Source organism: Anaeromyxobacter dehalogenans 2CP-C, from assembly GCF_000013385.1.
Lineage (GTDB): Bacteria > Myxococcota > Myxococcia > Myxococcales > Anaeromyxobacteraceae > Anaeromyxobacter > Anaeromyxobacter dehalogenans_B.
Window position 1 is genome coordinate 2,063,682 of sequence record NC_007760.1, and the last position, 26,030, is coordinate 2,089,711.

General features: G+C 76.4%; 19 protein-coding genes. 4 read left to right on the forward strand and 15 right to left on the reverse strand.

Annotation, left to right across the window (positions count from 1 at the left end; all coding sequences use genetic code 11):
* Positions 1-7: 7 nt before the first annotated feature.
* Complete coding sequence (locus tag ADEH_RS09405) at positions 8-673, forward strand: C40 family peptidase (RefSeq protein ID WP_011420864.1); 666 nt, start codon at positions 8-10, stop codon at positions 671-673.
* On the opposite strand, the gene ADEH_RS09410 is transcribed toward ADEH_RS09405, so the two are convergent.
* The 4 genes from ADEH_RS09410 to ADEH_RS09425 all read right to left on the reverse strand — a co-directional run bounded on the left by ADEH_RS09410 (position 655) and on the right by ADEH_RS09425 (position 5,703).
* Complete coding sequence (locus ADEH_RS09410; protein ID WP_011420865.1) at positions 655-2,253, reverse strand: amidohydrolase; 1,599 nt, start codon at positions 2,251-2,253, stop codon at positions 655-657. The genes ADEH_RS09405 and ADEH_RS09410 overlap by 19 nt on opposite strands.
* A gap of 134 nt (positions 2,254-2,387) precedes the next feature.
* Positions 2,388-3,596: a glycosyltransferase family 2 protein gene (locus ADEH_RS09415; RefSeq protein ID WP_011420866.1), complete on the reverse strand. Its 1,209-nt coding sequence runs from the start codon at positions 3,594-3,596 to the stop codon at positions 2,388-2,390.
* Between the two features lie 51 nt (positions 3,597-3,647).
* Positions 3,648-5,243: a zinc-ribbon domain-containing protein gene (locus ADEH_RS09420; RefSeq protein ID WP_011420867.1), complete on the reverse strand. Its 1,596-nt coding sequence runs from the start codon at positions 5,241-5,243 to the stop codon at positions 3,648-3,650.
* Positions 5,244-5,298: 55 nt separating this feature from the next.
* Positions 5,299-5,703 carry a helix-hairpin-helix domain-containing protein gene (locus ADEH_RS09425; protein ID WP_041453458.1) on the reverse strand — a complete coding sequence of 135 codons (405 nt, stop codon included), beginning with the start codon at positions 5,701-5,703 and terminating at the stop codon, positions 5,299-5,301.
* Positions 5,704-5,837: 134 nt separating this feature from the next.
* Here ADEH_RS09425 and hutH point away from each other — a divergent pair, with 134 nt between their 5' ends.
* The gene (gene hutH / locus ADEH_RS09430) at positions 5,838-7,364 is read left to right on the forward strand and encodes a histidine ammonia-lyase (RefSeq protein ID WP_011420869.1); all 1,527 of its coding nucleotides are present in this window, start codon (positions 5,838-5,840) and stop codon (positions 7,362-7,364) included.
* A gap of 48 nt (positions 7,365-7,412) precedes the next feature.
* On the opposite strand, the gene ADEH_RS09435 is transcribed toward hutH, so the two are convergent.
* The 3 genes from ADEH_RS09435 to ADEH_RS09445 form a co-directional block, all read right to left on the reverse strand.
* The gene (locus ADEH_RS09435; protein ID WP_011420870.1) at positions 7,413-8,810 is read right to left on the reverse strand and encodes an aspartate kinase; all 1,398 of its coding nucleotides are present in this window, start codon (positions 8,808-8,810) and stop codon (positions 7,413-7,415) included.
* A gap of 221 nt (positions 8,811-9,031) precedes the next feature.
* Positions 9,032-9,397: an FHA domain-containing protein gene (locus ADEH_RS09440; RefSeq protein WP_011420871.1), complete on the reverse strand. Its 366-nt coding sequence runs from the start codon at positions 9,395-9,397 to the stop codon at positions 9,032-9,034.
* A gap of 14 nt (positions 9,398-9,411) precedes the next feature.
* Positions 9,412-10,770, reverse strand: a complete 1,359-nt coding sequence (locus tag ADEH_RS09445) for a hypothetical protein (RefSeq protein ID WP_232287464.1) — start codon at positions 10,768-10,770, stop codon at positions 9,412-9,414.
* A gap of 361 nt (positions 10,771-11,131) precedes the next feature.
* On the opposite strand from ADEH_RS09445, the gene ADEH_RS09450 reads away from it, so the two are divergent.
* Positions 11,132-14,992: a serine/threonine-protein kinase PknK gene (locus tag ADEH_RS09450; RefSeq protein ID WP_232287465.1), complete on the forward strand. Its 3,861-nt coding sequence runs from the start codon at positions 11,132-11,134 to the stop codon at positions 14,990-14,992.
* A gap of 24 nt (positions 14,993-15,016) precedes the next feature.
* Here the strand turns inward: ADEH_RS09450 and ADEH_RS09455 are convergent, their stop codons facing one another.
* Complete coding sequence (locus ADEH_RS09455) at positions 15,017-16,639, reverse strand: OPT/YSL family transporter (RefSeq protein WP_011420874.1); 1,623 nt, start codon at positions 16,637-16,639, stop codon at positions 15,017-15,019.
* Between the two features lie 27 nt (positions 16,640-16,666).
* Between ADEH_RS09455 and ADEH_RS09460 the strand changes: the two genes are divergently transcribed.
* Positions 16,667-18,022, forward strand: a complete 1,356-nt coding sequence (locus ADEH_RS09460; RefSeq protein ID WP_011420875.1) for a serine/threonine-protein kinase — start codon at positions 16,667-16,669, stop codon at positions 18,020-18,022.
* On the opposite strand, the gene lipB is transcribed toward ADEH_RS09460, so the two are convergent.
* The 7 genes from lipB to ADEH_RS09495 form a co-directional block, all read right to left on the reverse strand.
* Positions 18,006-19,103 (reverse strand): lipoyl(octanoyl) transferase LipB, encoded by a 1,098-nt coding sequence (gene lipB / locus ADEH_RS09465; RefSeq protein ID WP_011420876.1) that lies wholly within the window; start codon positions 19,101-19,103, stop codon positions 18,006-18,008. The two genes, ADEH_RS09460 and lipB, sit on opposite strands and share 17 nt — an antisense overlap.
* A 67-nt stretch (positions 19,104-19,170) precedes the next feature.
* Entirely contained in the window at positions 19,171-20,625 is a 1,455-nt protein-coding gene (gene lpdA / locus ADEH_RS09470; protein ID WP_011420877.1) for a dihydrolipoyl dehydrogenase, read from the reverse strand.
* 215 nt (positions 20,626-20,840) lie between these two features.
* The gene (locus ADEH_RS09475; RefSeq protein ID WP_011420878.1) at positions 20,841-21,695 is read right to left on the reverse strand and encodes a tRNA threonylcarbamoyladenosine dehydratase; all 855 of its coding nucleotides are present in this window, start codon (positions 21,693-21,695) and stop codon (positions 20,841-20,843) included.
* Positions 21,696-21,729: 34 nt separating this feature from the next.
* Positions 21,730-22,506 carry a TatD family hydrolase gene (locus ADEH_RS09480; protein WP_011420879.1) on the reverse strand — a complete coding sequence of 259 codons (777 nt, stop codon included), beginning with the start codon at positions 22,504-22,506 and terminating at the stop codon, positions 21,730-21,732.
* Positions 22,503-23,831: a dihydrolipoamide acetyltransferase family protein gene (locus ADEH_RS09485; protein WP_011420880.1), complete on the reverse strand. Its 1,329-nt coding sequence runs from the start codon at positions 23,829-23,831 to the stop codon at positions 22,503-22,505. The genes ADEH_RS09480 and ADEH_RS09485 overlap by 4 nt, the downstream gene beginning before the upstream one ends.
* A gap of 13 nt (positions 23,832-23,844) precedes the next feature.
* Entirely contained in the window at positions 23,845-24,819 is a 975-nt protein-coding gene (locus ADEH_RS09490) for an alpha-ketoacid dehydrogenase subunit beta (protein WP_011420881.1), read from the reverse strand.
* A gap of 13 nt (positions 24,820-24,832) precedes the next feature.
* Positions 24,833-26,026: a thiamine pyrophosphate-dependent dehydrogenase E1 component subunit alpha gene (locus ADEH_RS09495; protein WP_011420882.1), complete on the reverse strand. Its 1,194-nt coding sequence runs from the start codon at positions 26,024-26,026 to the stop codon at positions 24,833-24,835.
* Between the last annotated feature and the right edge of the window lie 4 nt (positions 26,027-26,030).

Consider the following 26,030-nt stretch of genomic DNA (forward strand, 5'->3'; position numbering starts at 1 on the left):
CACCCCGATGTCGCCGCTGCGCACGCTGCCCGTCGCGCTGGCCGGCCTGCTGGCCGCCTGCGCGGGCCCGATGCGCGCCGCCCGCGACAACCCCCTGCCCCCGCCCGCCCAGGGCCGGGCCGGCATCCGCGAACCGGATGCCGGCCCGGCTCGAGGTGTCGCGCCCGTCCACGCGCGCGCGGCCTCCCGGCCGCTGCCGCGCGCGCTCGCGGTGGAGCGCGCCGTCGCCACGGCGGCGCGCCTGGTGGGCGCCAGGGAGATCGCGGTGGACGGGGACGGGTTCGGCGAGGGCTGCGCCGCGCTGGTCCGCGCCGCCTACGCGCAGGCCGGCGCCCCGCTCCCGGCGGACGCCGACCCTCGGGCGCTCCACGCGCTGGCCCGCGACCGCGGCGTCGCGAGGCGCTGGGCCCCCGCGGCCGGCGACCTGGCGTTCCTGGCCGATCGGCCGGGCGGGCCGGTCGAGCACGTCGGCCTGGTCGAGTCGGCGACCCGGGACGGCACCGCCGTGGTGCTCCACCTCACCGAGCACGGCGTGGCCCGGATCCGCGTGAACCTCGGCAAGGCCTGGAAGGTGAAGGGCGACGACGGCCGGACCGTGAACGACGTGCTGGTGGTCGGCGGCGGGCGCCTCCCCGCCGGGCGGCTGCTGGTGGGCTACGCCAGGCTGCTCTGACCGGCGACGACCCGTCCGCCGACGATCGTCGCGGCGAGGCGGAGGTCCGGCAGCGCCTCCGCCGGGACCGCGAGCAGGTCGGCGTCGAACGCGGTGAGGTCCGCGTCCATCCCCTCGCGGATCGTCCCGCGGCGCCCCTCGGCGAACCCGGCCCAGGCCGCACCGGAGGTGAACGCCCGCAGCGCCGCCTCGCGCGAGACCGCCTCCTGCGGCTGGAACGGCGCGCCGTCCGGGCCCCGGCGCGCCTCGGCGGCGTACAGCCCGGCGCGCGGATCGGGCGACTCGATGGGGAAGTCCGAGCCGAACGCCAGCACCGCCCCGGCCGCGGCCGCGCTGCGCCAGGCGTAGGCGCCGCGCAGCCGCTCGGTCCCCTCCCCCAGCCGCGCCGCCACCCAGGCGGCGTCGCTCGCGGCGTGGACCGGCTGCATCGAGGCGACGGCGCCGGTCTCGGCGAGGAGCGGCAGGTCCGCGGGCTGGACGATCTGGAGGTGCTCGACGCGCGGGCGGAGCGGGCGCAAGGCGGGGCCGGCGTCGCGGAACGCCCGGAGCACCTCGCGCACCGCCCGGTCGCCGATCGCGTGGACGGCGGGCTGCATCCCGGCCCGGATCACCGCGTCGAGGCGCGCCCGCAGCTCGTCCGGCGCGGTGAGCAGGAGGCCGCGGTTCCCCGGGTCGTCGGCGTAGTCGTCGAGCAGCGCGGCGCCGCGGCTGCCCAGCGCGCCGTCCGCGAACAGCTTCACCGCCCGCACCTCGAGCCGGCCGCCCAGCGCGCCCGTTCCCCGCCACCGGGCCAGCTCCGCGTCCAGCGCCGGGCGCGGCGCCAGCCCGTCGATCATGGCGTACACGCGCAGCGGCAGGCGGCCCGCCCCGGCGAGGCGCCGGTAGGCGTCGAGGACGTCCGGCTCGACCCCGGCGTCGTGCACGCCGGTGAGCCCGAGGCCGGCCAGCTCGTCCAGGCCGGCGAGCAGCAGCTCCTCCAGCTCCGCCGGCCCGGGCCGCGGCAGCCGCGCGACGACGAGGTCCATGGCGGCGTCGATCAGCACGCCGGTGGGCTGGCCCGCGTCGCGGAGGATCCGTCCCCCCGGCGGATCCGCGGTCGCGGGGCCGATGCCGGCGGCGGCGAGCGCCGCGCCGTTCACCCAGCAGGCGTGCCCGTCCACGCGGAACAGCACCACCGGGTGATCCGGCGCCGCGCGCGTGAGCGGCGCGGCGTCGGGGAACGCGCCCCCGGGCCAGCGGTTCTGGTCCCAGCCGCGGCCCCGGATCCAGCGCCCCGCCGGCGTGGCGCGGGCGCGCTCGGCCACCCGCGCCGCGCAGGCCTCGGCGCTCGCCGCCCCCTCGCAGCGGACCTCGCGGCGCGCGCGGGCGAGGCCGAGCACGTGCCCGTGCGCGTCCACCAGGCCCGGCACGGCGCTCCCGCCGCCCAGGTCGAGCCGGCGCGCCCCGGGGGCGGCGCGGGCGGCGCACGCCGCCGGCTCGCCCACGCACAGGAAGCGGCCGTCGCGGATCAGCGCCGCCCCGGCGCGGGGGCGCGCCGGGTCGAGCGTGTGCAGCGTGCCGACCACCAGCAGATCGTCCATGGGGCTCCCGGCGCCCGCCGCGCGGGGGCGCACGGGGCTGTGTAGCGCCGCCGGGACCACCTGTCACCCCGCCCGCCCCTCGACAGGCTCGGGGCGAGCGGGATCCCGCACGATCGATGCGCGCGGGACGCAGATCAAGCCGCCGGGACGCTCGGCCCAGCGCGCTCGGTGCGCTGCCAGGCGGCGCGCTGGCTGCGGCGCAGGAACCGCCACAGCCCCACCGCCAGGGCGGCGTTCATGGCGACGAAGTAGTGCGCCAGGGAGGCGAGCCGGCGCACCGGGCCCCGCAGCCCCACCGCCCCGTGCCGGCCCGCCAGCGCGAGGCCGTAGAACGCCGCCTGCGCGAGCAGCAGCGCCCGGTAGCCCCACGCCCCCGGCGCGGCGGCGAGCAGGCCGTTCGCCACCGCCGCGGCGGCGAGCAGGAACGGCGCCGACCACCGCAGCAGCTTGTGCGAGACGAACGCGAAGCACAGGAACCCGGTGCGCGGGTCGAGCAGCTCCGGCACCCGCGCCAGCGCCTGCCAGTTGCCCGCCCCGATGCGCGCGCGCCGCCCGAACTCGTGCCCGGCGTCCTCGGTGGTCTCCTCGAACGCGACCGCCTCCGGCTCGAACGGCACCTCCCAGCCCCGGGCAGCAATCCGCACCGGGATGACGAAGTCGTCCACGATGGTGTCGGGCGGCAGCGGGGAGAACAGGATGCGGCGGATGGCGTAGATGCCGCCGTTCGCGCCCAGCACGCAGCCGTGCTTGCCCTCGTAGTACTTGATGGCGGTCTCGTACTTCCAGTAGAGGCTCTCCTCGAACTCGCGGCGGGTCGGGTTGAACAGCCGCAGCCGCCCCACCACCGCGCCCACGCCGGGCTCGCGGAAGCGCCGCGCCAGCGCGCGCAGCGCGCCCCGCTCCAGCATCACGTTCGCGTCGGTGAGCACCACCAGGTCGCCGCGCGCCTGCGGCACCAGCCGCGAGAGGACGCTCGCCTTCCCTGCGCGCGGCGACAGCGCGTGCACCTTCACCCTCGAGCCGCCCACCTCCCGCGCGATCTCGGCGGTGCGGTCGGTGCACCCGTCGCAGCCCACCAGGATCTCGAGGCGATCCGGCGGGTAGTCGAGCGCGAGGCAGTTCTCGATCTTCCGCCGGATCCAGGCCTCCTCGTCGAAGGCCGAGAACAGCAGCGTCACGGTGGGCCACCCCTCGGTGGCGCGGCCCCGGCGATCGTCGCCGCCGGACACGAACCGGACGGCGGCGAGGGCCTCGCGCGCCCCGTCCCAGACGGCGAGCACGAGCGGGTACCCGGCGTAGGTGAACGCGACGAGGGCGAGCGCGAGCCAGAAGATCGCTTCCATGGCGGCAGCGGGCGAGCAACCCGCGCGCCAGCGCTCCGCGGCCGGTTGGGGCTAGTGCCCCCCGCCGAACTCCACCGGCTCCGGCGTCGGCGCCGGGCGGGGGCGCGGGCGGGGCGGCGCGCCCGCCGGCGGCGCGGACGGGGCGGTGGCGGGGCTCGCCGAGGGCGCCGCGCCCGCGGGAGCCGGCGCGGACGGTGCCGGCGCGGGCGCCGCCGAGGGCCTGGGCGCGGTGGGCCCGGCGGATGCGGGGGCCGGGGCGGGCGTGGATCCGGCCGGGCGCTGGGCAACGCCGTTCCGCGGCGCGGGCGCGCCGTTCCCAGCCGCGGGCGCCCCCTGCCCGGCCTGCGCGCCCGGCGCGCCGGCCCGCCCGGGCGCAGGCAGCGGGAGGAAGCCGGACGGGGTGGCCGGCTCGGGCGCGGCCGCGGCGGCGAGCTTCGCGCGGAGCGTGAGCGCGCCCTCGTGGCGGGGGTTCGCCGCCAGCAGGCCGTCGAGCGTCCCGATCGCCTCCTGGCGCCGCCCGAGCGCGCCCTGCGTGCGCGCCAGCAGGAGCCGGGCCCGCAGGATCTCCGGGTCGTGCGCGAGCAGCGCCGACAGCGCGGCCGCGGCCCGCTCCTGCGCGCCGCGATCGTGCGCGCGCGCGTCGAGCGCCGCCTCGGCCAGCGCGAGCCAGGGGTCGCCGGGGAGCAGCTTGCGCGCCTCGGCCGCGGCGCGCTCGAGCGCGGCGCGATCGCCGGACCACGCCGCGAGCAGCGCCTGGGCCCGGGCCACCTCCGCGGGCGCGGCGTGCGCTCCCTGCAGCCTCCCGAGCGCCTCCGCCGCGCCGGCGGCGAGCGTGCGCGCCCGCTCGGCCTGCGCCCGGGCGTCGGCGGCGAGGCCGTCCGCCTCGGCGCCCGCCGCCTGCTCGGCGGCCTCCCAGCCGGGCTGCTGCTCGGTGCGCAGCCGATCCCGCTCGGCCGCGCGCGCCGCGGCGCGCAGCTGCAGCGCGGTGGCGCCCTCCCCCAGCTCGGCGGCGCGCAGGATCTCCGCCGCGGCGAGGTCCGCCTCGGGCGCGCGATCCCGCGGCGCGAGGCGCAGCGCCTCCTCGAAGCGGGCGCGCGCCTGGTCCAGGCTGGTGGCGTCGTCGAGCGCCATGAGCGCCAGCCCCTCGGCGCGGAGCCGTCCGGCCTCCGGCGCGTGGCGGCGCGAGAGCAGCAGCCACCCCGCGGCCGCCACCACCGCCACGGCGGCGACGACCAGCGGGATGAGCCACTTGCGCCGGGCGCTCCACCGAAGCCGGGCCTCGAACGTGCCGACGGTGTCCTTGCGCAGCACGGGCGCCCGGGTCACCGCCGCCTGGGAGGGCTGCGGCTTGTACACCGCGGGTCCGGACCGGATCGCGCGGGAGGGCTCGGGCGCGTACGTACGGGGCGCGGCGCGCGGCGGCTCCGGCGCGGCCTCGGGCTCCGGGGACGGCGGCGGTGCGGGCGGCGGCGGCGCGGCCGGGGGCTCGGGGGCCGATGCGGGGCTCGCGGCCGGACGGGCGGCCTCCGGCGGACGCGCGGTGAACACGTGCTGGCAGCGCGTGCACTGGACCGCGGAGCCCTCGGGCGCGAGCAGCGCCTCGTCGAGCTCGTAGAGCGTCGAGCAGCGTTCGCATCGGATCAGCAAGACGAAATCCCTCCGCCCCCGGGTGGAGGAGCCTACCCCAGGGCTGGTCGGGTCGCTACGGCGCTGCCTCGATCCGGAGCGCGCCGCGCGCCTGCTCCAGGCGCCGGGGGCCGATACCGCGCACGCGGCGGAGGTCGTCGGCCGTGCGGAACGGCCCGTCCTGCTCCCGGCTGCGCACCACCGCCTCGGCCAGCCGCCGGGAGAGCCCGGGGACGTGGGCCAGCTCGCGCGCGCCGGCGGTGTTCGGGTCGAGGGGCAGGGCCAGGACCAGGCGCTCGTCCGCCGCGAGCGGGCGGCGGTCCCCCGGGTCCGCGGCGCAGCCGAGCCAGTGGCGCGGCGGCACGCCGCGGCCGGCGGGCGCGCAGGCCGGCCGCGCGGGCGGGGACTCCACCTGGACGCGGAAGCGCGAGGGCAGCAGGACGGCGGAGAGCACCAGGGCGAGCGCGACGCGGCGTGGCATGCGGCCCGCCCGCTGCAACCGCGACGCCGGGCGGCGCCGCACACCACGGCGGGTGCCCCGGCGGGAAGCGACGGCGGCCGGCGCCCGGACGGTGATAGGAAGGCGCCGCCGGTCCATCCCAGCACGGAGCGCCCATGGAAACCCTCCTCCTCGACGGCGAGACCCTCACGCTGGAGCAGGTCCGCGCGGTCGCGACCGGGGCCGCCCGCGCCGCGCTCGCCCCCGCGGCCCGCGAGCGCGTGCGGCGATCGCGCGCGCTGGTGGACGCCCGGCTGGAGGACGGCGAGGCGCACTACGGCATCAACACCGGCTTCGGGACGCTCGCCGAGGTGCGCATCCCGCGCGCCGACCTCGAGCGGCTCCAGCGCAACCTGGTGCTCTCGCACGCGGCCGGCGTGGGCGCGCCGCTGCCGCTCGCCGAGGCGCGCGCGCTGGTGCTGCTGCGCGCGAACGTGCTCGCGAAGGGCGTCTCGGGCATCCGCGAGCGCACGCTGGAGCTGCTGCTCGCCATGCTGGAGCGCGGCGTGGTGCCGGTGGTGCCGGAGCGCGGGTCGGTGGGCGCCTCGGGCGACCTCGCGCCGCTCGCGCACCTGGCGCTGGTGCTGATCGGCGACGGCGAGGCGTTCCTCGCGCCGCCGGGCGCGGCGGCCCCGCCCGAGCGGCTCCCGGGCGGCGAGGCGCTGCGGCGCGCGGGGCTCGAGCCGGTGGTGCTGCAGCCGAAGGAGGGCCTCGCGCTCGTGAACGGGACACAGGCCATGGCCGCGGTCGGCACGCTGGCGCTGCTCCGCGCCGAGCGGCTGGCGGCGCTCGCGGACCTCGCCGGCGCCATGACGCTGGAGGGGCTGCTCGGCTCGCACCGGCCGTTCGCGCCGGAGATCCAGGCGGCGCGCGGCCAGCCCGGCCAGATCGAGGCGGCGGCGCACCTGCGCGCGCTGCTGGCCGGCTCCGAGCTGAACGCCTCGCACCAGGGCCCCGGCTGCCACAAGGTGCAGGACCCCTACTCGCTCCGCTGCATGCCCCAGGTGCACGGCGCCGCGCGCGACGGCATCGGCTTCTGCCGGGGCGTGCTGGCGCGCGAGGTGAACGCCGCCACCGACAACCCGCTGGTCTTCCCGGACACCGGCGAGATCGTGTCCGGCGGCAACTTCCACGGCCAGCCGGTGGCGCTCGCGCTGGACGTGCTCGCGGTGGCCGCCTCGCACCTCGCCGCCATCTCGGAGCGGCGCGTGGAGCAGCTCGTGAACCCGTCGCTCTCCGGGCTGCCGCCGTTCCTGGCGCCCCAGCACGGGCTCAACTCCGGGTTCATGATCGCGCAGGTGACGAGCGCGGCGCTCGTGTCGGAGAACAAGGTGCTCTGCCACCCGGCCTCGGTGGACTCGATCCCCTCCTCCGCCGGCCGCGAGGACCACGTCTCAATGGGCATGACGGCCGCGCTGAAGGCGCGCCAGGTGGTGGAGAACGTGCGGACCTGCCTCGCGATCGAGCTGCTGGTCGCGGCGCAGGCGCTGGATCTCCGCGCCCCGCTCCGCCCTGCGCAGCGCGTGGCCGACGCGCACGCCCGCCTCCGCGAGCGCGTCCCGCACCTGTCCGAGGACAGGGCGCTCTACCGCGACATCGAGGCGGTGTCGCGCCTGGTGGACGAGGGCGCGCTCGAGCTGTGAGCCTGCCCCGGGCCGCCGCCCGCGCGGGCGGCGGCGCCGGCAGCCTCCCTACGCCACCGCCTGCGTGGGCGGGTTCAGGCAGAGCGCCCGGTTGAGCGCGATCACCGCCTGCTTGTAGTCCTTGCGGTCGATCACGAACTGCATGTTCGTCTGCCGGAGCGACTGCGAGAACGCGTTCACGTTGATGCCGTTGTCCGCGAGCGCCTGGGTGGCGCGGGCCAGCACGCCGGGGAACGCGATGTTGCTCCCGATGACGCAGACGATGGCGGACGGGACCACCGTCACCTTCTGGTACTGGTTCTCGAGCTCCTCCACGAACGCCGAGGAGACCGACTTCTCCCAGACCACGTGCGTGATCGAGTTCGCGTTGGTGGCCTTCAGGATGTACGAGATCCCGTGGCGCTGGAAGATCTCCATCACCCCGAGGTCGAAGCCCACCGTCCCGACCATCGACGGATCGTGGATCTCCACCGCGCTCACCTTCGGCGAGCCGGCGATCACCTCGATGCGCGCCTGGCTGCCCACGTAGTCCTTGGTGATGAGCGTGCCGGGGTGCTCCGGCTCGAACGTGTTCTTCAGGCGGATGGCGATGCCGGCGAGCTCCATGGGCTTCGCGGCCTTCGGGTGGATCGCCTCCATCCCGACGTCGGCGAGCTGGTCGGCGACGTCGTAGTTCGTCATCCCGACCACCACCGTGTTCTGCGCGCCGACCAGCTCCGGATCGGCCGAGGACAGGTGGTACTCCTTGTGGATGACGGCCTCGTCGGCCCGCAGCTCGACCGCGACCTTGCTGAAGGTGACCTCGGAGTACCCGCGGTCGAACTCCCGCATGATGCCCTCGACGCCCTTCGTGTACCCGGTGACCACCACCACCTGGCGCGTGACGTCCACGCCGGTGAAGCACTTGTGGATGCGCTCGTCGATGGTGAGCGGGTCGTCGTCGTCGAAGCCGGAGAGGTCCATCAGCGAGGCCTCGACGCCCTTGGCCCGGAGGAGCTCCACGCTGTTGAACGCGCTGTGCGCCTCGCCCACCGCCGCGAGCATCTCGCGCGCGGCGAGCAGCACGCTGTCGCGGCGCACGTAGCCGCTCGCGAGGACGTGGCGCATCGAGTCGAGCAGCGCGCGCAGCTCCTTCATGCGCTTCTCGATGAACCCGTCGGCGCGGGCCAGGTCGAGCCCGAGCGGCGCCAGGCCGGCGTTGATGGCCTTCAGCTTGCCGGTGAGCGCCTCGATGGCGGTGGTGAAGTCGCCGCCGTTCGCGAAGCGCGCGTAGACGCCGGGCTCGCCGGTCTTCTTGTGCTCGAGGAGCTGGTTGGTGACGCCGGCGTAGGCGGAGACGACGTAGACGCGGCCGTACACGCGGCTCGGGTCGCGCAGCATGATGTTGCGCAGCACCTCGTCGAAGCGGGACATCGAGGTGCCGCCGATCTTCTCGACGCTGATCATGCGAAAGGTTCCGGGGGACTGGGTGGCGGTTCGGGACTCGGGGCCTGGGCTGGACGGACCGCGATGATACCCAAACGTGCGCCACATGCCACCCGGCAGGGATGCGAACGGGGGCGCCGCCCGACCGGCCGGAGCGGGCGGGCGGGCCTGGAACGCGCGACGCCCGGACCCTCGCGCGTCGAGGATCCGGGCGCCGGAGGCCGCGGACGGCCGGTGGCCCGCTAGGCGGCGAGCGCGGTGCGGCGGAGGTCGCCGCGCGCCGAGAACCGGAACGCGGTCACCGCGCCGACGCGGATCTCGTCGCCGTCCCGGAGGACGGCGGACCGGACGCGCACGCCGTTCACGAACGTGCCGTTGGTCGAGCCGAGGTCGGTGATCGTCCAGGCGCCGTCCTGCCGGCGGGCGATGCGCGCGTGCAGCCGCGACGCGCCGCGGTCGTCCACGGGCAGGTCGGCCTGATCGGCGCGGCCGATGGTCAGCCCGTCGGACAGCCGCAGCACCCGGCCGAACGCGTCGAGGTGGCTGGCGAAGCTGCAGACCAGCGACGGCGCGGGGGCGGTTCCTGCCAGGTCGAAGGTGGCGAGCATGGAGGGCTCCTCGGTCACTCCGAGATGGACACGTCGGCCGCGTTCAGGAAGACCTGCACGGGCCGGAACGACCGCCCGTTCACCGAGCAGGACGCGTGCGTGACGCCGTCCACGCCCGCGGTGCAGCGATCGGCGGCGAGGCCGGCCTGGACCATGGGGCCGCAGGAGCCCGGGACGCCGCGCTCGGCGGCGCAGCCGCGGGGCGTGGACACGCGCGGGTCGAGCGACTCCGTCGAGAGCGCCACGTACACGCCGGAGCCGTCGAACATGTTGCCGAAGTACGTCGCCTCGCTGAACCGCCAGCCGGCGACCTCGTCGGCGGTGACCGGGATGGCGTCGCCGGACGGGCCGTAGCCGCGGACCGAGATCTGGACGTGCTTGCCGAACGCGTTGGTGTGCGCGGCGAAGCAGGCGCTCACGAGCTCCTGCTCGGCGGCGGGGATGGCGCCGCCCTTGGCCCACTGCGGCGCGAGGCCCAGGCCGCCGCGCCACGTGTAGGTCTCGCCCGCGCGGGCGTACGACAGCTCCTGCCCGGCCGGCAGCGCACACTGCGCGACGTACTTCATCACCATCGACGAGTACCCGGCGTCGCGGTCGAACCAGGCGGCGAACGCAGGCTGCGCGAGCGCGCTGCCGGTCAGGCCGCTCGCGGCGAGCCCGGAGGTGCCGGCGCCAAACGCCAGGCCGTTGTTGAGACGGGTGCCGTTCGTGAAGACGCCGTTCGTGAACACCCCGTTGGTGAAGACGCCGTTCGTGAACACCCCGTTGGTGAAGACGCCGTTCGTGAAGACGCCGTTCCCCAGGATGCCGTTCGTGAAGACGCCGTTCGTGAAGACGCCGTTCGTGAACACCCCGTTCGTGAAGACGCCGTTCGTGAACACCCCGTTCGTGAACACGCCGTTCGTGAACACGCCGTTCGTGAAGACGCCGTTCGTGAACACGCCGTTCGTGAACACGCCGTTCTCCAGGATGCCGTTGGTGAACACCCCGTTGGTGAAGACGCCGTTCGTGAACACGCCGTTCTCGGCGAGGCCATTCGTGAACACGCCGTTGGTGAACACGCCGTTCGTGAACACGCCGTTCTCGGCGAGGCCGTTCGTGAAGACCCCGTTGGTGAACACGCCGTTCGTGAACACGCCGTTCTCGGCGAGGCCGTTCGTGAAGACGCCGTTGGTGAAGACGCCGTTGGTGAACACGCCGTTCGTGAACACGCCGTTCTCGGCGAGGCCGTTCGTGAAGACCCCGTTGGTGAACACGCCGTTCGTGAACACGCCGTTCTCGGCGAGGCCGTTCGTGAAGACGCCGTTGGTGAACACGCCGTTCGTGAAGACACCGTTTTCCGCGAGGCCGTTGGTGAAGACCCCGTTGCCCACCAGACCGTTTTCGAGGAGGCCGTTCTCGGCCGGTGCGGCGCGAACGGAGCTGGAGACGACGAGAAGCGCCGCAATCACGAACGAACGAGCGTGGCTGTGCATCGGATTCCTCCCACCGTCGCCTGTGCGCACATAGGGCCCCACCGCCACTCCCCTGCGCACACCTTTGGGCACGGCTCCGCACCACTTTTTGTCCCTTCAAACGGGTACGATATCCCGTGTTCATGTGACACTCGACAGGGGTAAGCTGTGGGTGAATGGGACAGATCGGCGTCCCTAAGGATCACAGGGCTTTACTCCAAGCGGATATCGGGCGGCCGGTCACGGGTTTCTGGAGACCCACCCGTGAGCGCGTCGTATGATGCGTTCCGTGAACCTCCCCGGACACCGCCCGCCGGCCCTTCCGCCGATCCCGGGGTTCGAGATCGAGGGCGTGATCGGGCGGGGCGGGTTCGGCGAGATCCTGTCGGCGCGGCGCACGCGCGACGGGACCGCCGCCGCCGTGAAGATCTCCCAGGGGTCCACGCCGCGCGCGCGCGATCAGCTCCTCCGCGAGGCCGCCGCGCTGCGCGAGATCGGCCCCGAGCTCGCGCCGGCGGTGCTCGCGAGCGGCATGCTCGACGACGGCCGCGCCTGGGTCGCGCTCGAGCGGCTCACCGCGCCGTCGCTCGCCGAGCGCGTCCGCGCGGAGGACGCGCCCCTCGATCTGGAGGCCCTGCGCGACGCGGTGCTCGCGCTCGCGGACGCGCTCGCGACCCTGCACGGCCGCGGCTGGCGCCACCTCGATCTCAAGCCGCGCCACGTCTTCGTCGAGCCCGGCGGCGCCCGGCTGGTCGATTTCGGGCTGGCGCACGGGCCGGCGTCCGTCGCGACGGAGGACGCACCGGCCGGCGCGTCGGCCGGGACGGCTGCGTACATGGCCCCGGAGCAGGTCCGCGGCGACGCCGCGGACGCCCGCGCCGACGTCTACGCGGCGGGCGCGATCCTGTTCGAGCTCGTGACCGGGGCGCCGCCGTTCGAGGGCTCGCCGGGCGAGCAGCGCCAGGCACACCTGGCGCGCCGGCCCGGGCGCCCGTCCGAGCACGCCGGCGTGCCGCCCGCGCTCGAGGAGGTCATCCTCCGCTGCCTGGCGAAGCTCCCGGAGGCGCGCTACGCCGACGGCAGCGCGCTGCGGGTCGCGCTCCGGGAGGCGTTCGCCTCGGTGGCCGAGCCGCGCGCCGCCCCCGACGCGCCGCGCGCGCCCGCGCTGCGCCCCCGGACGGTCGGCCTCCTGCGCGTCGCCTACGACACGGACGTGCTGCACCTGCAGCGCGCGGCGCAGTCGGTGGGCGGGCGGCTCGGCGCGCTCGGGACCCGCGCCGCGTCGGTCGTGTTCGAGCCGGGCGCCCGCGAGAACGCGGTTCGCCTGGCGCTCGACGGCGCGCACGCGCTCCTCCGCGACTCCGTCGTGCGCCACGCGGTGGTGGATCTCGCCAGCGTGATGGTCCACGACGCCGCGGCCGGCTCCCGGTACCTGCTCGCGCCGGCCGACGCCGCGGAGGGCGGCCCGGCGCAGGACGCCGAGGTCCTCCTCACCCCTCGCGCCGCGGCGGCCGTGCCGAGCGTGCGCACGGTCCCGGCCCGGGGCGGGCTGCTGCGCATCGTCGCCGGCGATGAGTCCCAGCCCCGGCCCCACCTGGTGGGCCGGGCGCCGGTGCTGGAGCACCTGGTCACGACCGCGAACGGCGCGCTCCTCCGGAACGCCCCGGCCATCGCCGCGGTCACGGGCGAGGGGGGCATCGGCAAGACCTCGGTCGGCGCGGAGGTGGCCGCGCGCCTGCGGGCCCTGCCCTGCGCGCCGGAGGTGCTCGAGATCCGCGCCCGCGACGGCATGGTGGGCCAGGACGACACGCTCCGCGCCCTGCTGGCCTGGGCCCTGGGGCTGCCGCCGAAGCCTCCGGCGCCCGCCGACCGGGGCCGCGCCGTGCTGGGCGCGCTGGTCCCGGACGCCGGGCGCGAGGCGTGGGCCCCCGTCGCGCTCGCGCTGGGCTGGGTCGGGCCGGACGAGCCGGCGCTCCGGCAGTGGCGCGCGGCGCCGGGCGCGCTCCGGACCGCCGCGATGCGCGCCACCGGCGAGGCGCTGCGCCGCCGCGCGCGGGCGCGCCCGCTGTGCGTCCTGCTCGACGACGCGCACTTCGCCGACACCGCCGCGCTGGACGCGCTCGAGTACGCGGCGCTCGCCGAGGCGGACGTCCCGCTGTTCGTGTGCGCGCTGGGCCGGCCCGCGCTCGCCACGGCGCGGCCCAGCCTCGGCGATCGCGCCGCGCGCGCGATCCACGTCGCCCTCGGCCCCCTCGGGCCCGACGAGTCGGCGGACCTGTGCCGGCGCCTCCTGCTCCCGGCGGAGAACGTGCCGGCGCGCGCCATCGCCCGGCTGGTCGAGCGCGCGCGCGGCGTGCCGGTGCTGCTCGTCGAGCTGGTGCGCGGGCTGCGCGCGCAGGGGCTGGTGCGGCAGCAGGCGGCGGACGGCAACTGGTACGTGGCCACCGACGAGCTGGACCGCGTCCCGGACCTGCCGCTGGTGGACTGGCTGGCCCAGCAGGAGCTGGCGCTGCTCCCCGAGGCGCTGGGCGCGCACGCGCGCCTGGTGGCGCTGCTCGCCGACGAGGTCACCGGCGCGGAGGTCGCCGGGATCGTGGCGGAGCTCGACCGCGAGGGGGGCGGCCCGCTGGTGAGCCTGGATCCGGACGTCGCCACCCGGCGCCTGCTCGAGCTGCGCGTGCTCACCGAGCGGGCGGACCGCGTCGCGTTCCGTCACCCGCTGCTCCGCGACGCGGTGGCGGCGTCGGCGTCGGACCCGGAGCGGCGCGCCGTCCACCGCGCCGCGTTCCGGTACTACCTGCTGGCGGCCGACATCCCGGAGGGCGAGCGGCTGCCCCGGCTCGCGGTGCACGCCGAGGCCTGCGGGCTGAGGCCGGAGGCCGCTTCGCTGTGGCTCCGCATCGCGGAGGCGCTGCGCGGGCGCCACGCGTACGTGGAGGCCGAGACGCACTACACCCGCGTGCTCACGCTCCTCGCCGAGGACGACGAGCGGGGCCGCTTCTCCGCGCTGCGGGGGCGCGGGCTGGTCCGGTACCGGCTCGGCCGGTACCGCGACGCCATCTCCGACCTGGGCGCCGCCTCGGCCGCCGCGCGCGCGCTCCACGACCGGAGCGGCGAGATCGAGTGCCTGCTCGACGAGGCGACCGCGCTCGACTGGATGAACGACTACGGCGCGTCCTCGGAGCGGCTGCGCGCCGCCGAGGCGCTGGCCGGGACGAGCCCGAGCCCGCTGCTGGCCGCCCGGCTCATGGTGGCGCGCGGCCGGGCCATGCTGCGGGCGGGCCGCTGGCAGGAGGGCGCCGCCGCGGTGGAGGCGGCGGCGGTCCTGGCCGAGCCGCTCGGCGACGAGGGCTACGAGACGCTGGTCGTGGCGCTCGTGCTCGGGGGCGCCGCCCTCCCGGTCCTCGGGCGCATCGCCGAGGCGGAGCGTGCGCTCGGGCGGGCCCTCGCCATCGCGAGCGCCCGCGGGGACGCGCTGCACCTCGCGTCCGCCCTCAACAACCGCCGCAGCCTCTGGATCGCGCGCGGAGAGCTCGGGCACGCGCTGGAGGACCAGGCCGCGTTCGTCCGGATCGGCCGCGACCTCGGGATGGTCGGGATCGAGTACATCGGCCAGTTCAACGCCGCCGAGCTCCACTACTGGTCCGGCGCCCCGGAGGCCGCCCTGCCCCACGTCCACCGCGCGGTCGAGATCGAGCGGCGGCACCTCGAGGTGGCCACCCGGCCGCTGGCGCGCCTGCTCATGGTGCGCCTGCACGCGTGGGTGGGCGACGCCGACGCCGCCCGGAGCTGGCTCGAGGAGGTGCGGCAGGCCGAGCGCTCGCGGACGGCGGCCCGGCTCGCCCCGTCGGACGCCGTGCTGGAGGCCGCGGTCGAGCTGGCGCTGGACGCGGCCGGGCCCGCCGAGTGGGACCGGCTCTGCGAGCGCTCCCGCGCGGAGTCGGTCGAGCAGGAGCCGATCGAGGTGCAGGAGCTGCGGGCGCTGGCGGCGCTCCGCGCCGGACGGCACGGCGAGGCGCGCAGCGCGATCCGGGAGGCGCTCGACCTCGCGGAGCGGATCCCCAACGTGATGCAGCGCCGGCTCCGGCTGTCCGTGGCCCGCGTCGAGGGCGAGCCGGGGACCTCACCCGTCGCCCGCTGATCCGATCCCGCGCCGGCCGCCGGCTCAGCGTGGCCCGGCGGCGCTCATCAGCGCGGCGACGGTCAGCGCGACCACCGACTCGCCCACGATGGCACCGGCCGCGACGGGCTCGACGTACCGGCCGCGGCCCCGCCGCGACGCCCACGCGCCGAGGAGCGCGCCCACGACCATCGCGCCGACGTAGTGCGCCGGGACCAGGAAGCCGAGCCCGACCACGCCGGGGCTCGGCAGCCTTCCCTGCGGCCAGCGGCGCCCGGCGACCTCGAGCAGCATGCCCAGGATCGCGCTCGCCCCGAGCAGCGCCAGCGCGCCGTGCGGCAGGTGTCCGCCCTCCCCGACCGCCTCCGCCAGCGCCTGCCACCGCAGGGCGGTGGGAGCCGGCAGCTCCGCGGACCCGAGCCCGTGCGCGCGCACGAAGGCGGTGTACAGCGGCACCGCCGCGGCCGACCCGAGCACCACCCCCAGCACCTGGGCGCGGAGCTGGAGCGCCGGCGACACCCCGAGGCGCGCGCCCGCCCGCAGCGACCACAGCGAGATGGTGGTCTGGCTCGCGATGGAGGCCGCGAGCGCGCCGGCCCCGGTCGCCCCCACCGCGCCCGCCCCGAGCGCCCCGGCGCTGCCCTGCAGCACCTGGCCGACGTCGCCGATGGGCGAGACGTCGGTCCGGCCGGCGACGCGGGCGCACGCCACCGTGCCGATGACCGTGGGCAGCGCGATGAGCGCGGCCGCGCGGAGGTCCAGCCCCAGCCCTGCGTGGGCCGCGCCGATCATCAGGATCACGGCGCCGGCGGTGAGCGCGACGGTGCCGACCGAGCGCGACGCGCCGCGCGCGAGCGCCCCCACGTCCGCCATCCCGGCCGCGAACGCGCGCAGGTCGGCGACGAGCGACACGACGGCGCCGCCGATCACCAGCCCGACGCCGGGCCAGAGCAGCCAGCTCGCGGCGGTCACGTAGGAGAGCTCGGGGAGGACGCCGGCCCGCAGCAGCGCCGGCGTGATGGCGAACCAGGCGACCGCCGAGCCGAGCGCGAGCGCGCTGGCGTTGGCCACCCCCACGAGCGCCCCCGCGCCCACCAGCATGGGGGAGAGCGCCATGCCGAGGCCGAGCGTGCCGAGCCGGCCGCCGGCCAGGACCGCGGCGGGGATCCAGCCCGGCCCGTCGCGAAGCCCGGTGAACGCGGCCGCGACGGCCGCCGCCACGCCGAGCGGGCGCGCGCCGGTGCTCCCGGCGGTGCGCAGCACCTCGGCGGCGGCGATCCCGCTCGGGAACGGGAGGTTCTCGTCCTCGAGCAGCCGCCGGCGGAGCCCGTGCGCCAGCAGCACCCCCAGCGCCCCGGCCCCGATCCCGAACCCGATCACCGCCCAGGCCGGCGCCGGCGCGCCGAGTAGCGCCAGGGCCGGGACCGCGCCGAGCAGGCCCGCCGCCGCCGGGCCGGCCCCGGTGGCCGTGGCGATCGACTGGATGACGGTGACCTCCACCGGATCCACGCGGAGGCGCAGCGCCGGGTAGAGCGCCGCGGCGAGCACCGTCGCGGTCACGATCCCGATCTCCCAGAAGCCCGTCCGGAGCCCCATGTAGACGTTGCCCGCCGCGAGGAGCAGGCCGAACACGGAGCCGGCCAGCACGGCGCGGGGAGTGAGGCTCACGCGCCCATGCTAAACCGGGGATCGAGGATGCCCGAAGAAAAGGCCACCCTTCCCCTGCCCGGTGCCACGCCCCCTGTTGGAGGCCGCGCCCCGGCGCCGGAGACGCTCACGGCGGGCGCCTTCGCCGGCGACTGGCAGCTGATCCGCTCGCTCGCGGCCGGCGGGCACGGGGTCGTCTACCTCGCCGCGCACCGCGCCACCGGACGCCGCGCGGCGGTGAAGGTCCTGTCGCACGTCTACGCGGCGTCCCCGGAGATGGCGAGCCGGTTCGTGCGCGAGGCGCGCATCCTCTCCCGCCTCAGCCACCCGAACGTCGTCGAGATCCTGGAGCTGGGGGCGCTCGCCGACGGCCGGCCGTTCGTGGCCATGGAGCTGCTGGAGGGGCGGAGCCTGCTCGAGCTGGTGTTCGCGCGCGGGCGCCTCTCGCTGCCCGAGGCGGTCGAGCTGCTCGCGCCGGTGTGCGCCGCGCTCGACGCCGCGCACCAGGCGGGCGTGGTGCACCGCGACGTGAAGGCGTCGAACGTGTTCGTGGAGACCGGCGACCCGCCTCGCGTGAAGCTGCTCGACTTCGGCGTGGCGCACGCCGCCGGCCCGGACGACCCGAGCATCACCGTCACCGGTGAGCGGCTCGGGTCGGCGCACGCCATGGCGCCGGAGCTGATCCGCGGCGAGGCGGTGGACGCGCGGGCCGACGTCTACGCGCTGGGCGTGCTGCTCTACCAGCTCCTCACCGGCGAGCTGCCGTTCTGGTCGGAGGACCAGTTCGAGCTGGAGCGGCTCCACCTCAGCGCGCCGCCCCCCCGGCCCGGCCGGCTCGCGCCCGTGCCGACCGCGGTGGACGCGGTGGTGGAGCGCGCGCTGGCGAAGCGCCCGGACGAGCGCTTCGGCTCGGCGCCCGCGTTCCTGGAGGCGCTCCGGTCGGCGGCGGGCCTGGCCGGCCAGGCCGAGGAGCACGCGGCCCGCGCGGCCGTCCTGCACGTGTCGCTCGCGCCCGCGCGCGGGCTCGAGCCCGGCGACGTCCTGGCGCTGCTCGAGCTGGAGGACGCGGCCGCCGGGCGGCTGGCGACGGCAGGCTGGGAGATCGACGTGCGCGCCGGCGGGACGCTGCTCGCCACGCGCGTGCTGCCGGCGTCGCCCGAGGCGGCGCGCGCGGCGCGCGCCGACGCCGCCGAGCTCGGGGCCGGGCTGAGCGAGTCCCTGGCCCGCGCGGCGGGGGCGCGCTGCCGGGTCGAGGTGTGCCTGCACGCGGGCGAGATCCGGCTCGGGCCGGGCGAGCGGCGCGCGGGTGGCGCGGTGTACCGGATCGCGGAGTGGGTCCGGGACGCGCCCGGCGGCTTCGCCGCGACCGCGCAGGCGCTCGAGGGGCTCAGCGCCGGCCGCTGAGCGCGAGCCGCACCGCCCGCCGGAGCCCCGGGAAGCGCAGCTGCGCGGCCGCCTCCTCGCCGGTGACCCAGGCGTGCTCGGTGTGCTCGCCGGAGAGGCGCGGCTCGAAGCCGTCCGGCACCCGGGCCGCGAACGCCACCTCCTCCACCACCACCAGCGCGCCCGGCCGGACGCGGTTGATGCTGGGGTCGAGGCCGAACGCGTGCCGGTAGCCGAGGGAGGCCACCGGCAGGTCCGCGCCGGTCTCCTCCCGAAGCTCCCGCCGCGCCGCCTGCTCCGGCGACTCGCCCGGCTCGATGCGGCCGGTCACCTGCTGCCAGAAGCCGCCGCGCTCCGCGCTGCGGCGGAGCAGGAGCACCCGCCCGTCGCCGCGCACCGGGACCACCGAGATGGTGCGCAGGTCGGGCCCGGCGTCGGTGCGGGCCAGCTCCAGCACGTCGGCGAGGTGCGCGGCGATCCGGTTCTCGATCTCGGCCTGCTCCGGCGTGGCCCGGCCGCGCGCCCCCAGCTCGGTCTCGAGGCTGGTCACGCCGAGGCGGGGATCGGCGATGCCGCACGGGACGATGACCTGGAAGTGCGCGAGGTCGGTGCGGGCGTTGAACGCGAAGCCGTGCGAGGTGATCCAGCGCGAGAGGTGCACGCCGATGGCGCCGATCTTCTTGCGCCCCACCCAGCAGCCGCGGTGCTCGGGGTGGCGGCCCGCCTCCACGCCGAAGTCGGCGCAGGTGCGGATCATCGCCTCCTCCAGCGCCCCCACGTAGCGCCGCACGTCCTTGCGGCCGTTCAGGTCGAGCACCGGGTAGCCGACGATCTGGCCGGGCCCGTGGTACGTGACGTCGCCGCCGCGATCGGTCTCGTGGATCTCGAAGCCCTGCTTCTCGAGCCAGGCCGGCGCGGCCACGATGTGCTCGCGCCCGGCGCTCCGGCCCAGCGTCAGCACCGGCGGGTGCTCGAGCAGGAACAGGAAGTCGGTCGCGGCCGGCGTGCCGGCGCGGACCGCGTCGGCGGCGAGCCGCATGAGCCCGAGGCCGTCCTCGTACTCGACGCGGCCGAGGCGGTAGGTGCGCAGGACGCGCGGCATCGATGCCCTCCCCGCCGGTCCGCGCGCCGCTGGACGGCGGCGCCGGGTGCCCGGCGGAGCGCGCCCGTCAGGCCCGCGCGCCCGCGCCGGCCTCGCCCTTCCTCGGGCGCTCCGGGCGGTTCAGCATGTGGATGGCCTCGCCGAGCGCGGCGCGGCAGGCCTCGTTGAACGCCTCCGGGAGCGTCGGGTGGGCGTGGATGGTGAGCGCCACGTCCTCCAGGTACGCGCCCATCTCCAGCGCGAGCGCGGCCTCGGCGATGAGGTCGCCCGCCTCAGGCCCGCAGATGCTGGCGCCGAGCAGGAGCTTCGTCTTGCGATCCCCCACCACCTTCACGAAGCCCTCGGTGTGGTGGATGGCGATGGCGCGGCCCAGCGCGCCGAACGCGAACTTGCCGACGATCGGATCGTAGCCCTGCTTGCGGGCCTCCTCCTCCGAGAGCCCCACCGCGGCGACCTCGGGGTCGGTGAAGATGGCGGTGGGCATCCCCACCCAGTCGCGCACCGTCTTGTGGCCGGCGATGACCTCGGCCGCGATCTCGCCCTCCTTCGACGCCTTGTGCGCGAGCAGCGGCGGCCCGGTCACGTCGCCGGCGGCGAAGATCGTGGGCACGCTGGTGCGGTACTGCGGGTCCACCTCGATGAAGCCCTTCGGCCCGATCTTCACGCCCACCTGCTCGAGGCCGAAGCCGGCCGAGCTGGGCTTGAAGCCGACCGCGACCAGGATCTTGTCGCAGGCGATCTCCTGCTCCTTGCCGTCGATCTCCACCTTGACGACGAGGTCCTTGCCGCGGCGCTCGTAGCCCTTCGCCTTCGCGTTCACGTGGACCGCGACGCCGCGCTGCCGGAGCCCCTTCTGCACCAGGCGCACCGCGTCCGGATCGACGCCGGTGAGCACCTGCGGCAGCGCCTCGAGGAAGGTCACCTCCGCGCCGAGCTTCGCGTAGACCGTCCCGAGCTCCATGCCGATGATGCCGCCGCCGATGCAGACCAGGCGCTTCGGCACCTCCGGGAGATCCACCGCCTCGCGCGCGCTCCAGACGTCCTTCCCGTCGAACGCGAACCCCGGGATCTCGATCGGCCGCGCGCCGGTGGCGACCAGGATCGCGCCGGCCTCGAGCCGGGTCTTCTGCCCGTCCTTGCCGGCGACCTCGACCGCCGTCGGGCCGACCACGGTCGCGGTCCCGCGCACCACCTCGACGCCGTTGCCCTTCTCGAGCAGCGCCACGCCGCCGGTGAGCTTCTTCACCACGCCGTCCTTGAACTCGCGCAGCTTCGCGACGTCCACGCGGGGCGGCTCGGCGATGATCCCGCGGTCGGCCGCGCCGCGCATCTCGTCCACCAGGTTGGCGGCGGCGATGAGCGCCTTCGACGGGATGCACCCCCAGTTCAGGCAGACGCCGCCCAGCGTGGCGTCCTTCTCGACGAGCGCGACCTTCTTGCCGAGCTGCGCGAGGCGGATGGCGGCCGGGTAGCCGCCGGTGCCGGCGCCGATCACGATGGCGTCGTAGGTCTGGGTGGGCATGGCGTTCCCTCGATGAAGGAGCTGGAAGAGCGAAGCGCGGGCATCCCCGCGCACGCGCGGACTTTAACGGCGGGATGAGGCCGGGTAAACGCAAAATGCCCGCCCGGACAGGGCACTGCGCCCGGCCGTCCGGGCAGCGGCCGCCCGGTGCGCGCCGCCGCGCGGCCCGGCCCGGCGCCGCGGTCCCGCCCCGCCCCGCCCCGCCCCGCACCGCGTCAGCGGCTGCGCGGCTTGCGCCGGCGCTTCGCCTCCGCCTCGGAGAGCGTGCGTGGCGACGCCGGGGCCACGCCGGTGAGCGCGTGCACCACCGCCGCCGCGGCGGCGAGCCCGAACGCCCCCGTGACGAACATCGCGCTCCCGTAGCACTTCGGCTCGCGGCGCCGCTCCCCGGGCAGCCGCGGGCGCGTCCCCGGGATGCCGGCCTCGTCCCCGGGCAGCGCCAGCGTGGGCCGCGGCGCCTCCACCGACCAGACCGCGGTGACGCCGGTGGGCGCGGTGGCCGAGATCCCGAAGCGGCGGCGCAGGTACTTGCGCACGTCCTTGGCGAGCGGGTCGGCGTGCGTGTCGCAGAGGTCCGTCACCTGGATCGCGGTCGGGTCGAGCCGCCGCGCCGCGCCGAGCGAGGTGACGATCGGGACGCGGTGCTCCAGGCAGCGCGCGATGACGTGCAGCTTCGCCACCACCGTGTCCATCGCGTCCACCACGAAGGACACGCCCTCCGGCACGAGCCGCGCCGCGGTCCGCTCGTCGTAGCGCTCGACCACCGCGTCCACCCGCGCCCCCGGGGCGACGCGCCGGAGCCGCTCGGCCAGCGCCGCGGCCTTCGGCTCGCCGAACGCGCCGTCGAGCGCGTGGAGCTGGCGGTTCGCGTTCGTCTCCTCGATCCGCTCGCCGTCCACCAGCGTGAGCCGGCCGACCCCGGCGCGGCAGAGCGCCTCGGCCGCGACCGTGCCGACGCCGCCGATGCCCAGCACCACCACGTGCGCGCGCGCGAGCCGGTCCATGGCCTCGAGCCCGAGCAGCCGGGCGGTGCGATCGAGGCGGGGGGAGACGGGGCGTTCGCCGGCCATGCCGCGCCCGGTGTAGCGCGGCGGCGCGCCCCGCTCAAGCCAGCCGGAACAGCGCCCGGGCGTTCGCGGTGGTGAGCGCGTCCGCCTCGGCCGCGCCCACGCCGAGCGCGCCCGCCAGCGCGGCGAGGATGCCGGGGAGGTAGGCGGGCTCGTTGCGGCCGCGGTGCGGGCGGGGGGTCTGGTCGGGCGCGTCGGTCTCGACGAGCAGCCGGTCCCGCGGCACCGCCCGCGCGGCCTCGAGCGGCTTCCGGGCGCGCTCGTAGGTGAGCGGTCCGGCGAACGAGAAGTGCAGGCCCGAGGGCAGGTAGGCCCGGACCTGGTCGGCGCTGCCGGAGAAGCTGTGCAGCACGCCGCCGGCCGGGAGCGGCCCCTCGGCGAGCAGCGCCAGGAGCGGCTCGTGCGCGCGCAGGCAGTGGAGGACCACGGGCAGCCGGAAGCGGCGCGCCAGCGCCAGGTGGCCGCGCAGCACCGCCACCTGGCGGTCCATGGGCGCGCCCGCCTCGACGCTGGGGCCGTCGAGCCCGCACTCCCCCACGGCCACCGCGCCGCCCCGGGCGAGCGCGGCCTCGAGGTCGGCGAGCCGGCGGTCGTCGCCGCGGGGGTCGAGCTCGGGCAGGAGCTGCGGGTGGATGCCGAGGCCGTGGTGGACGCCCGGGGTCGCCGCGGACCACGCGGCGAGCGGTGCCCAGCCGTCCGGCCCCACCGCCGGCACCACCACGTCGGTCACCCCGGCGGCGCGCGCCCGGGCCAGCGCCTCGGCCCGGTCCGCGTCGAACGCGCGCGCGTCGAGGTGGCAGTGCGAGTCGATCACACCATCTGCATGAACAGGAGGTTCGGATCCTCGAGGTACTTGATCACCTGGTAGGTGAACGCGGCCGCCTCGTGCCCGTCCACCACGCGGTGATCGCTCGTCAGCGAGACGTGCATCACGTCGCGCGCGACGATCTGCCCGTCGCGCACCACCGGCGTGGGCCGGATGCGGTGGATGCCCAGGATGCCGACCTCGGGGTGGTTCAGCACCGGGGTGGCGAACAGCCCGCCCAGCGCGCCCAGGCTGGTGATGGTGAACGTGGAGTTGCCCAGGTCCTCGGGGCGGATGCGGCCGGCCTTGGTGTCCTGGGAGAGCCGCTCGATCTCGCGGGCGAGGTCGAGGAGCGAGCGGCGGTCGGCGGCGCGGAGCACCGGGACCACCAGCCCCGCGTCGGTGGCCGAGGCGACGCCGACGTCGTACCGGCGCTTCAGCACGATCTCGCCGCGCTCGTCGTCGAGCGACGCGTTCAGCTTCGGGAACTTGCGCAGCGCGGCCACCACCGCCTTCACCACGAACGGCAGGAACGTGACCTTGACGCCCTCCTCCTTCGCGGCGGCGGCGATCCGCTCCTTCACCCGGACCAGCTCGGTGACGTCCGCCTGCTCCACGAACGTGAAGTGGGCGGCGGTCCGCTTCGACCGCGCCATGTTCTCGGCGATCTTCCGCCGCATGCCGCGGAGGGGGATCCGCTCGTCCGCCTCCGGGGCAGCGGACGGCGCCGGCGCGGGGACCGGCGCGCGCGCCGCGGCGGGCGCGGGCGCCGCGGGCACCTGCGTCTCGCCGCCGTGCCCGTTCACCTTGCCGCGCGCGCGCGACAGGTCGTCCTTGGTGACGCGGCCGCCGGGGCCGGTGCCCGGCACCGTGTTCACGTCGATGCCGAGCTCCCTCGCCATGGCGCGCACGGCGGGGGTGGCGAGCGCCTTCGCGCCCGCGGGCCCGGCCGCCGCCGCGGGGGCCGCCGCCGCCGCGGGCGGCTCGGCCTGGGCCGGCCGGCCCACGGCGACGCTCGCCGCCGCGGCCGCCTGGGCCGTCGCCGCCGCGGTGGCGGCGCGCACCGGGGCCTCGGGCGCCGGGCGCGGCGGCGCGTCGTCGAGTTCGATCTCGACGAGCGGCGAGTGCACCTTGGCGACGTCGCCCACCTTCCAGAACAGCTTCACCACCGTGCCGCGCTTCGGCGACGGGATCACCACCGTCGCCTTGTCGGTCATCACCTCGACGAGCGGCTGGTCCTCGGTGATCGCGTCGCCGGGGGCGACGAACCACTGCTGGACCTCCGCCTCGACGACCCCCTCGCCGATGTCGGGGAGCTCGAGCTTGTAGGCCATGGACGACTCCCCCTCAGTACGCGACCACCTCGCGGATGGCCTTCAGGATGCGCGGCGCGCGCGGCAGGTACTCGTTCTCGAGCGTGTACGGGAACGGCGTGTCGAAGCCGGTGACGCGCGCCACCGGCGCCTCCAGGTGCAGGAAGCAGCGCTCCTGGATCAGCGCGGCGATCTCCGCGCCGAACCCGCAGGTGCGCGGCGCCTCGTGCACCACGATGGCGCGGCCGGTCTTCGACACCGAGGCCACGATGGTCTCGAGATCGAGCGGCTGGAGCGAGCGCAGGTCGATGACCTCGCAGTCGTACCCCTCGGCCGCCGCCTCGCGCGCGGCCTGATCCACCTCGTGCCACATCGAGCCCCAGGCCATCACCGTCACCTGGTTGCCGGGGCGCGTGATCTTCGCCTTGCCGAGCGGCTCGGCGTACTCGCCCTCGGGGACGTCGCCCTTGGCGGCGCGGTAGACGCGCTTCGGCTCGAAGAACAGCACCGGGTCCGGGTCGCGGATGGCGCTGATGAGGAGCCCCTTGGCGTCGTAGGGGTTGGACGGGACGACCACCTTCAGGCCGGCGGTGTGGATGAACATCGCCTCCGGCGACTGCGAGTGGTAGTGGCCGCCCTTGATGCCGCCGCCGTACGGCGTGCGGATGACCATGGGGCAGGCGTACTGGCCGCCGGAGCGGTAGCGGTACTTCGCCACCTCGTTCACGATCTGGTCGAACGCCGGGAAGATGAAGTCGGCGAACTGGATCTCCGGCACCGGCTTCAGGCCGTAGAGCGCCATGCCCACCGCGGTGCCGATGATGCCGCCCTCGGCGAGCGGGGTGTCGATGACGCGGTCGGCGCCGAACTCGTCGTAGAGCCCCTGCGTGGCGCGGAACACGCCGCCGAACTTGCCGACGTCCTCGCCCAGCACCACCACGTCCGGATCCTTGCGCATCTCGATCCGGAGCGCGTCGTTGACCGCCTGGATGATGTTCATGGTGGGCATGCGGCCCCCTGTATCACGCGTCGGAGTGGCGCGGGTTCGCCGCGCGCGGGTCCGCGGCCACCGCCGCCTCGATCTCGGCGAGCTGCTCGCGCTGCTGCCAGAGCGGCTCCTCGTACACGTCGGCGAACAGCGTCTCGATGGGCGGCTTGGCCGGGAACGCCTCGGCCTCCTTCAGCGCCTGCTGGATCTGCTCGCGCACCTCGTCGCGGAGCGCGGCGTCCTGCGCCTCGTCGAGCGCGCCGCGCTTCGAGAGGTAGCGGCGCATGCGCAGGATCGGGTCCTTGCGCTTCCAGGGCTCGACCAGCTCGGCCGGCCGGTACGCGCGCGGGTCGTCGGAGGTCGAGTGGCCCTCGATGCGGTAGGTCACGCACTCGAGCAGCGTCGGGCCCTCGCCGGCGGCGGCGCGCGCCCGCGCCCGCCGGGTGGCGGCGTACACCGCGAGCAGGTCGTTCCCGTCCACGCGCTCGCCGCGCATGCCGTAGGCGATGGCCTTCTGCGCGATGGTCTCGGAGGCGGTCTGCCGCTCGCGCGGCACGCTGATGGCCCAGCCGTTGTTGCGGCACACGAACACCACCGGGATCTTCCGCACCGCCGCGAAGTTCAGGCCGGTGTGGAAGTCGTGCGCGCTGGTGGCGCCCTCGCCGAAGTAGGTGATGGCGACCATCTCCTCGCCCTTCAGCTTCGCCGCCCAGGCGCCGCCCATGGCCTGCGAGACCTGGGTGGCGATGGGCGAGCTGATCGAGGTGAAGCGGCCCGGCCGCCACGCCTCGTGGCAGGGCATCTGCCGGCCCTTCATGGCGTCGCCGCCGTTGCCGAACAGGTCGCAGACGAAGGTGACGAGCGGCATGCCGCGCAGCAGCGCGGCCCCGTGCTCGCGGTAGCACGGGTAGATCCAGTCGCGCTCGTCCATGGCCGCGGCCGTGCCGAGCACGGTGGCCTCCTCGCCGATCGACCCGATGTAGAAGCCGATCCGGCCCTGGCGCTGGAGCGTGATCATCCGCTCGTCGAGCGCCCGGTTCAGCACCATCCACCGGTACAGCCGCAGGGCCTCCGCGTCCGGCAGGACCACCTCGTCCGGATCGGCGGTGCCGTCCTCGCGGATGACCGTGTGGAGCGGGAACTCCTTCAGGAACCGGCCGGGCTCGTAGTCCCGTGCCTCGCGCGGGTGATGCCTCGTCGGCGGACCCACCACGTGCTCTCGGCGCATGCTC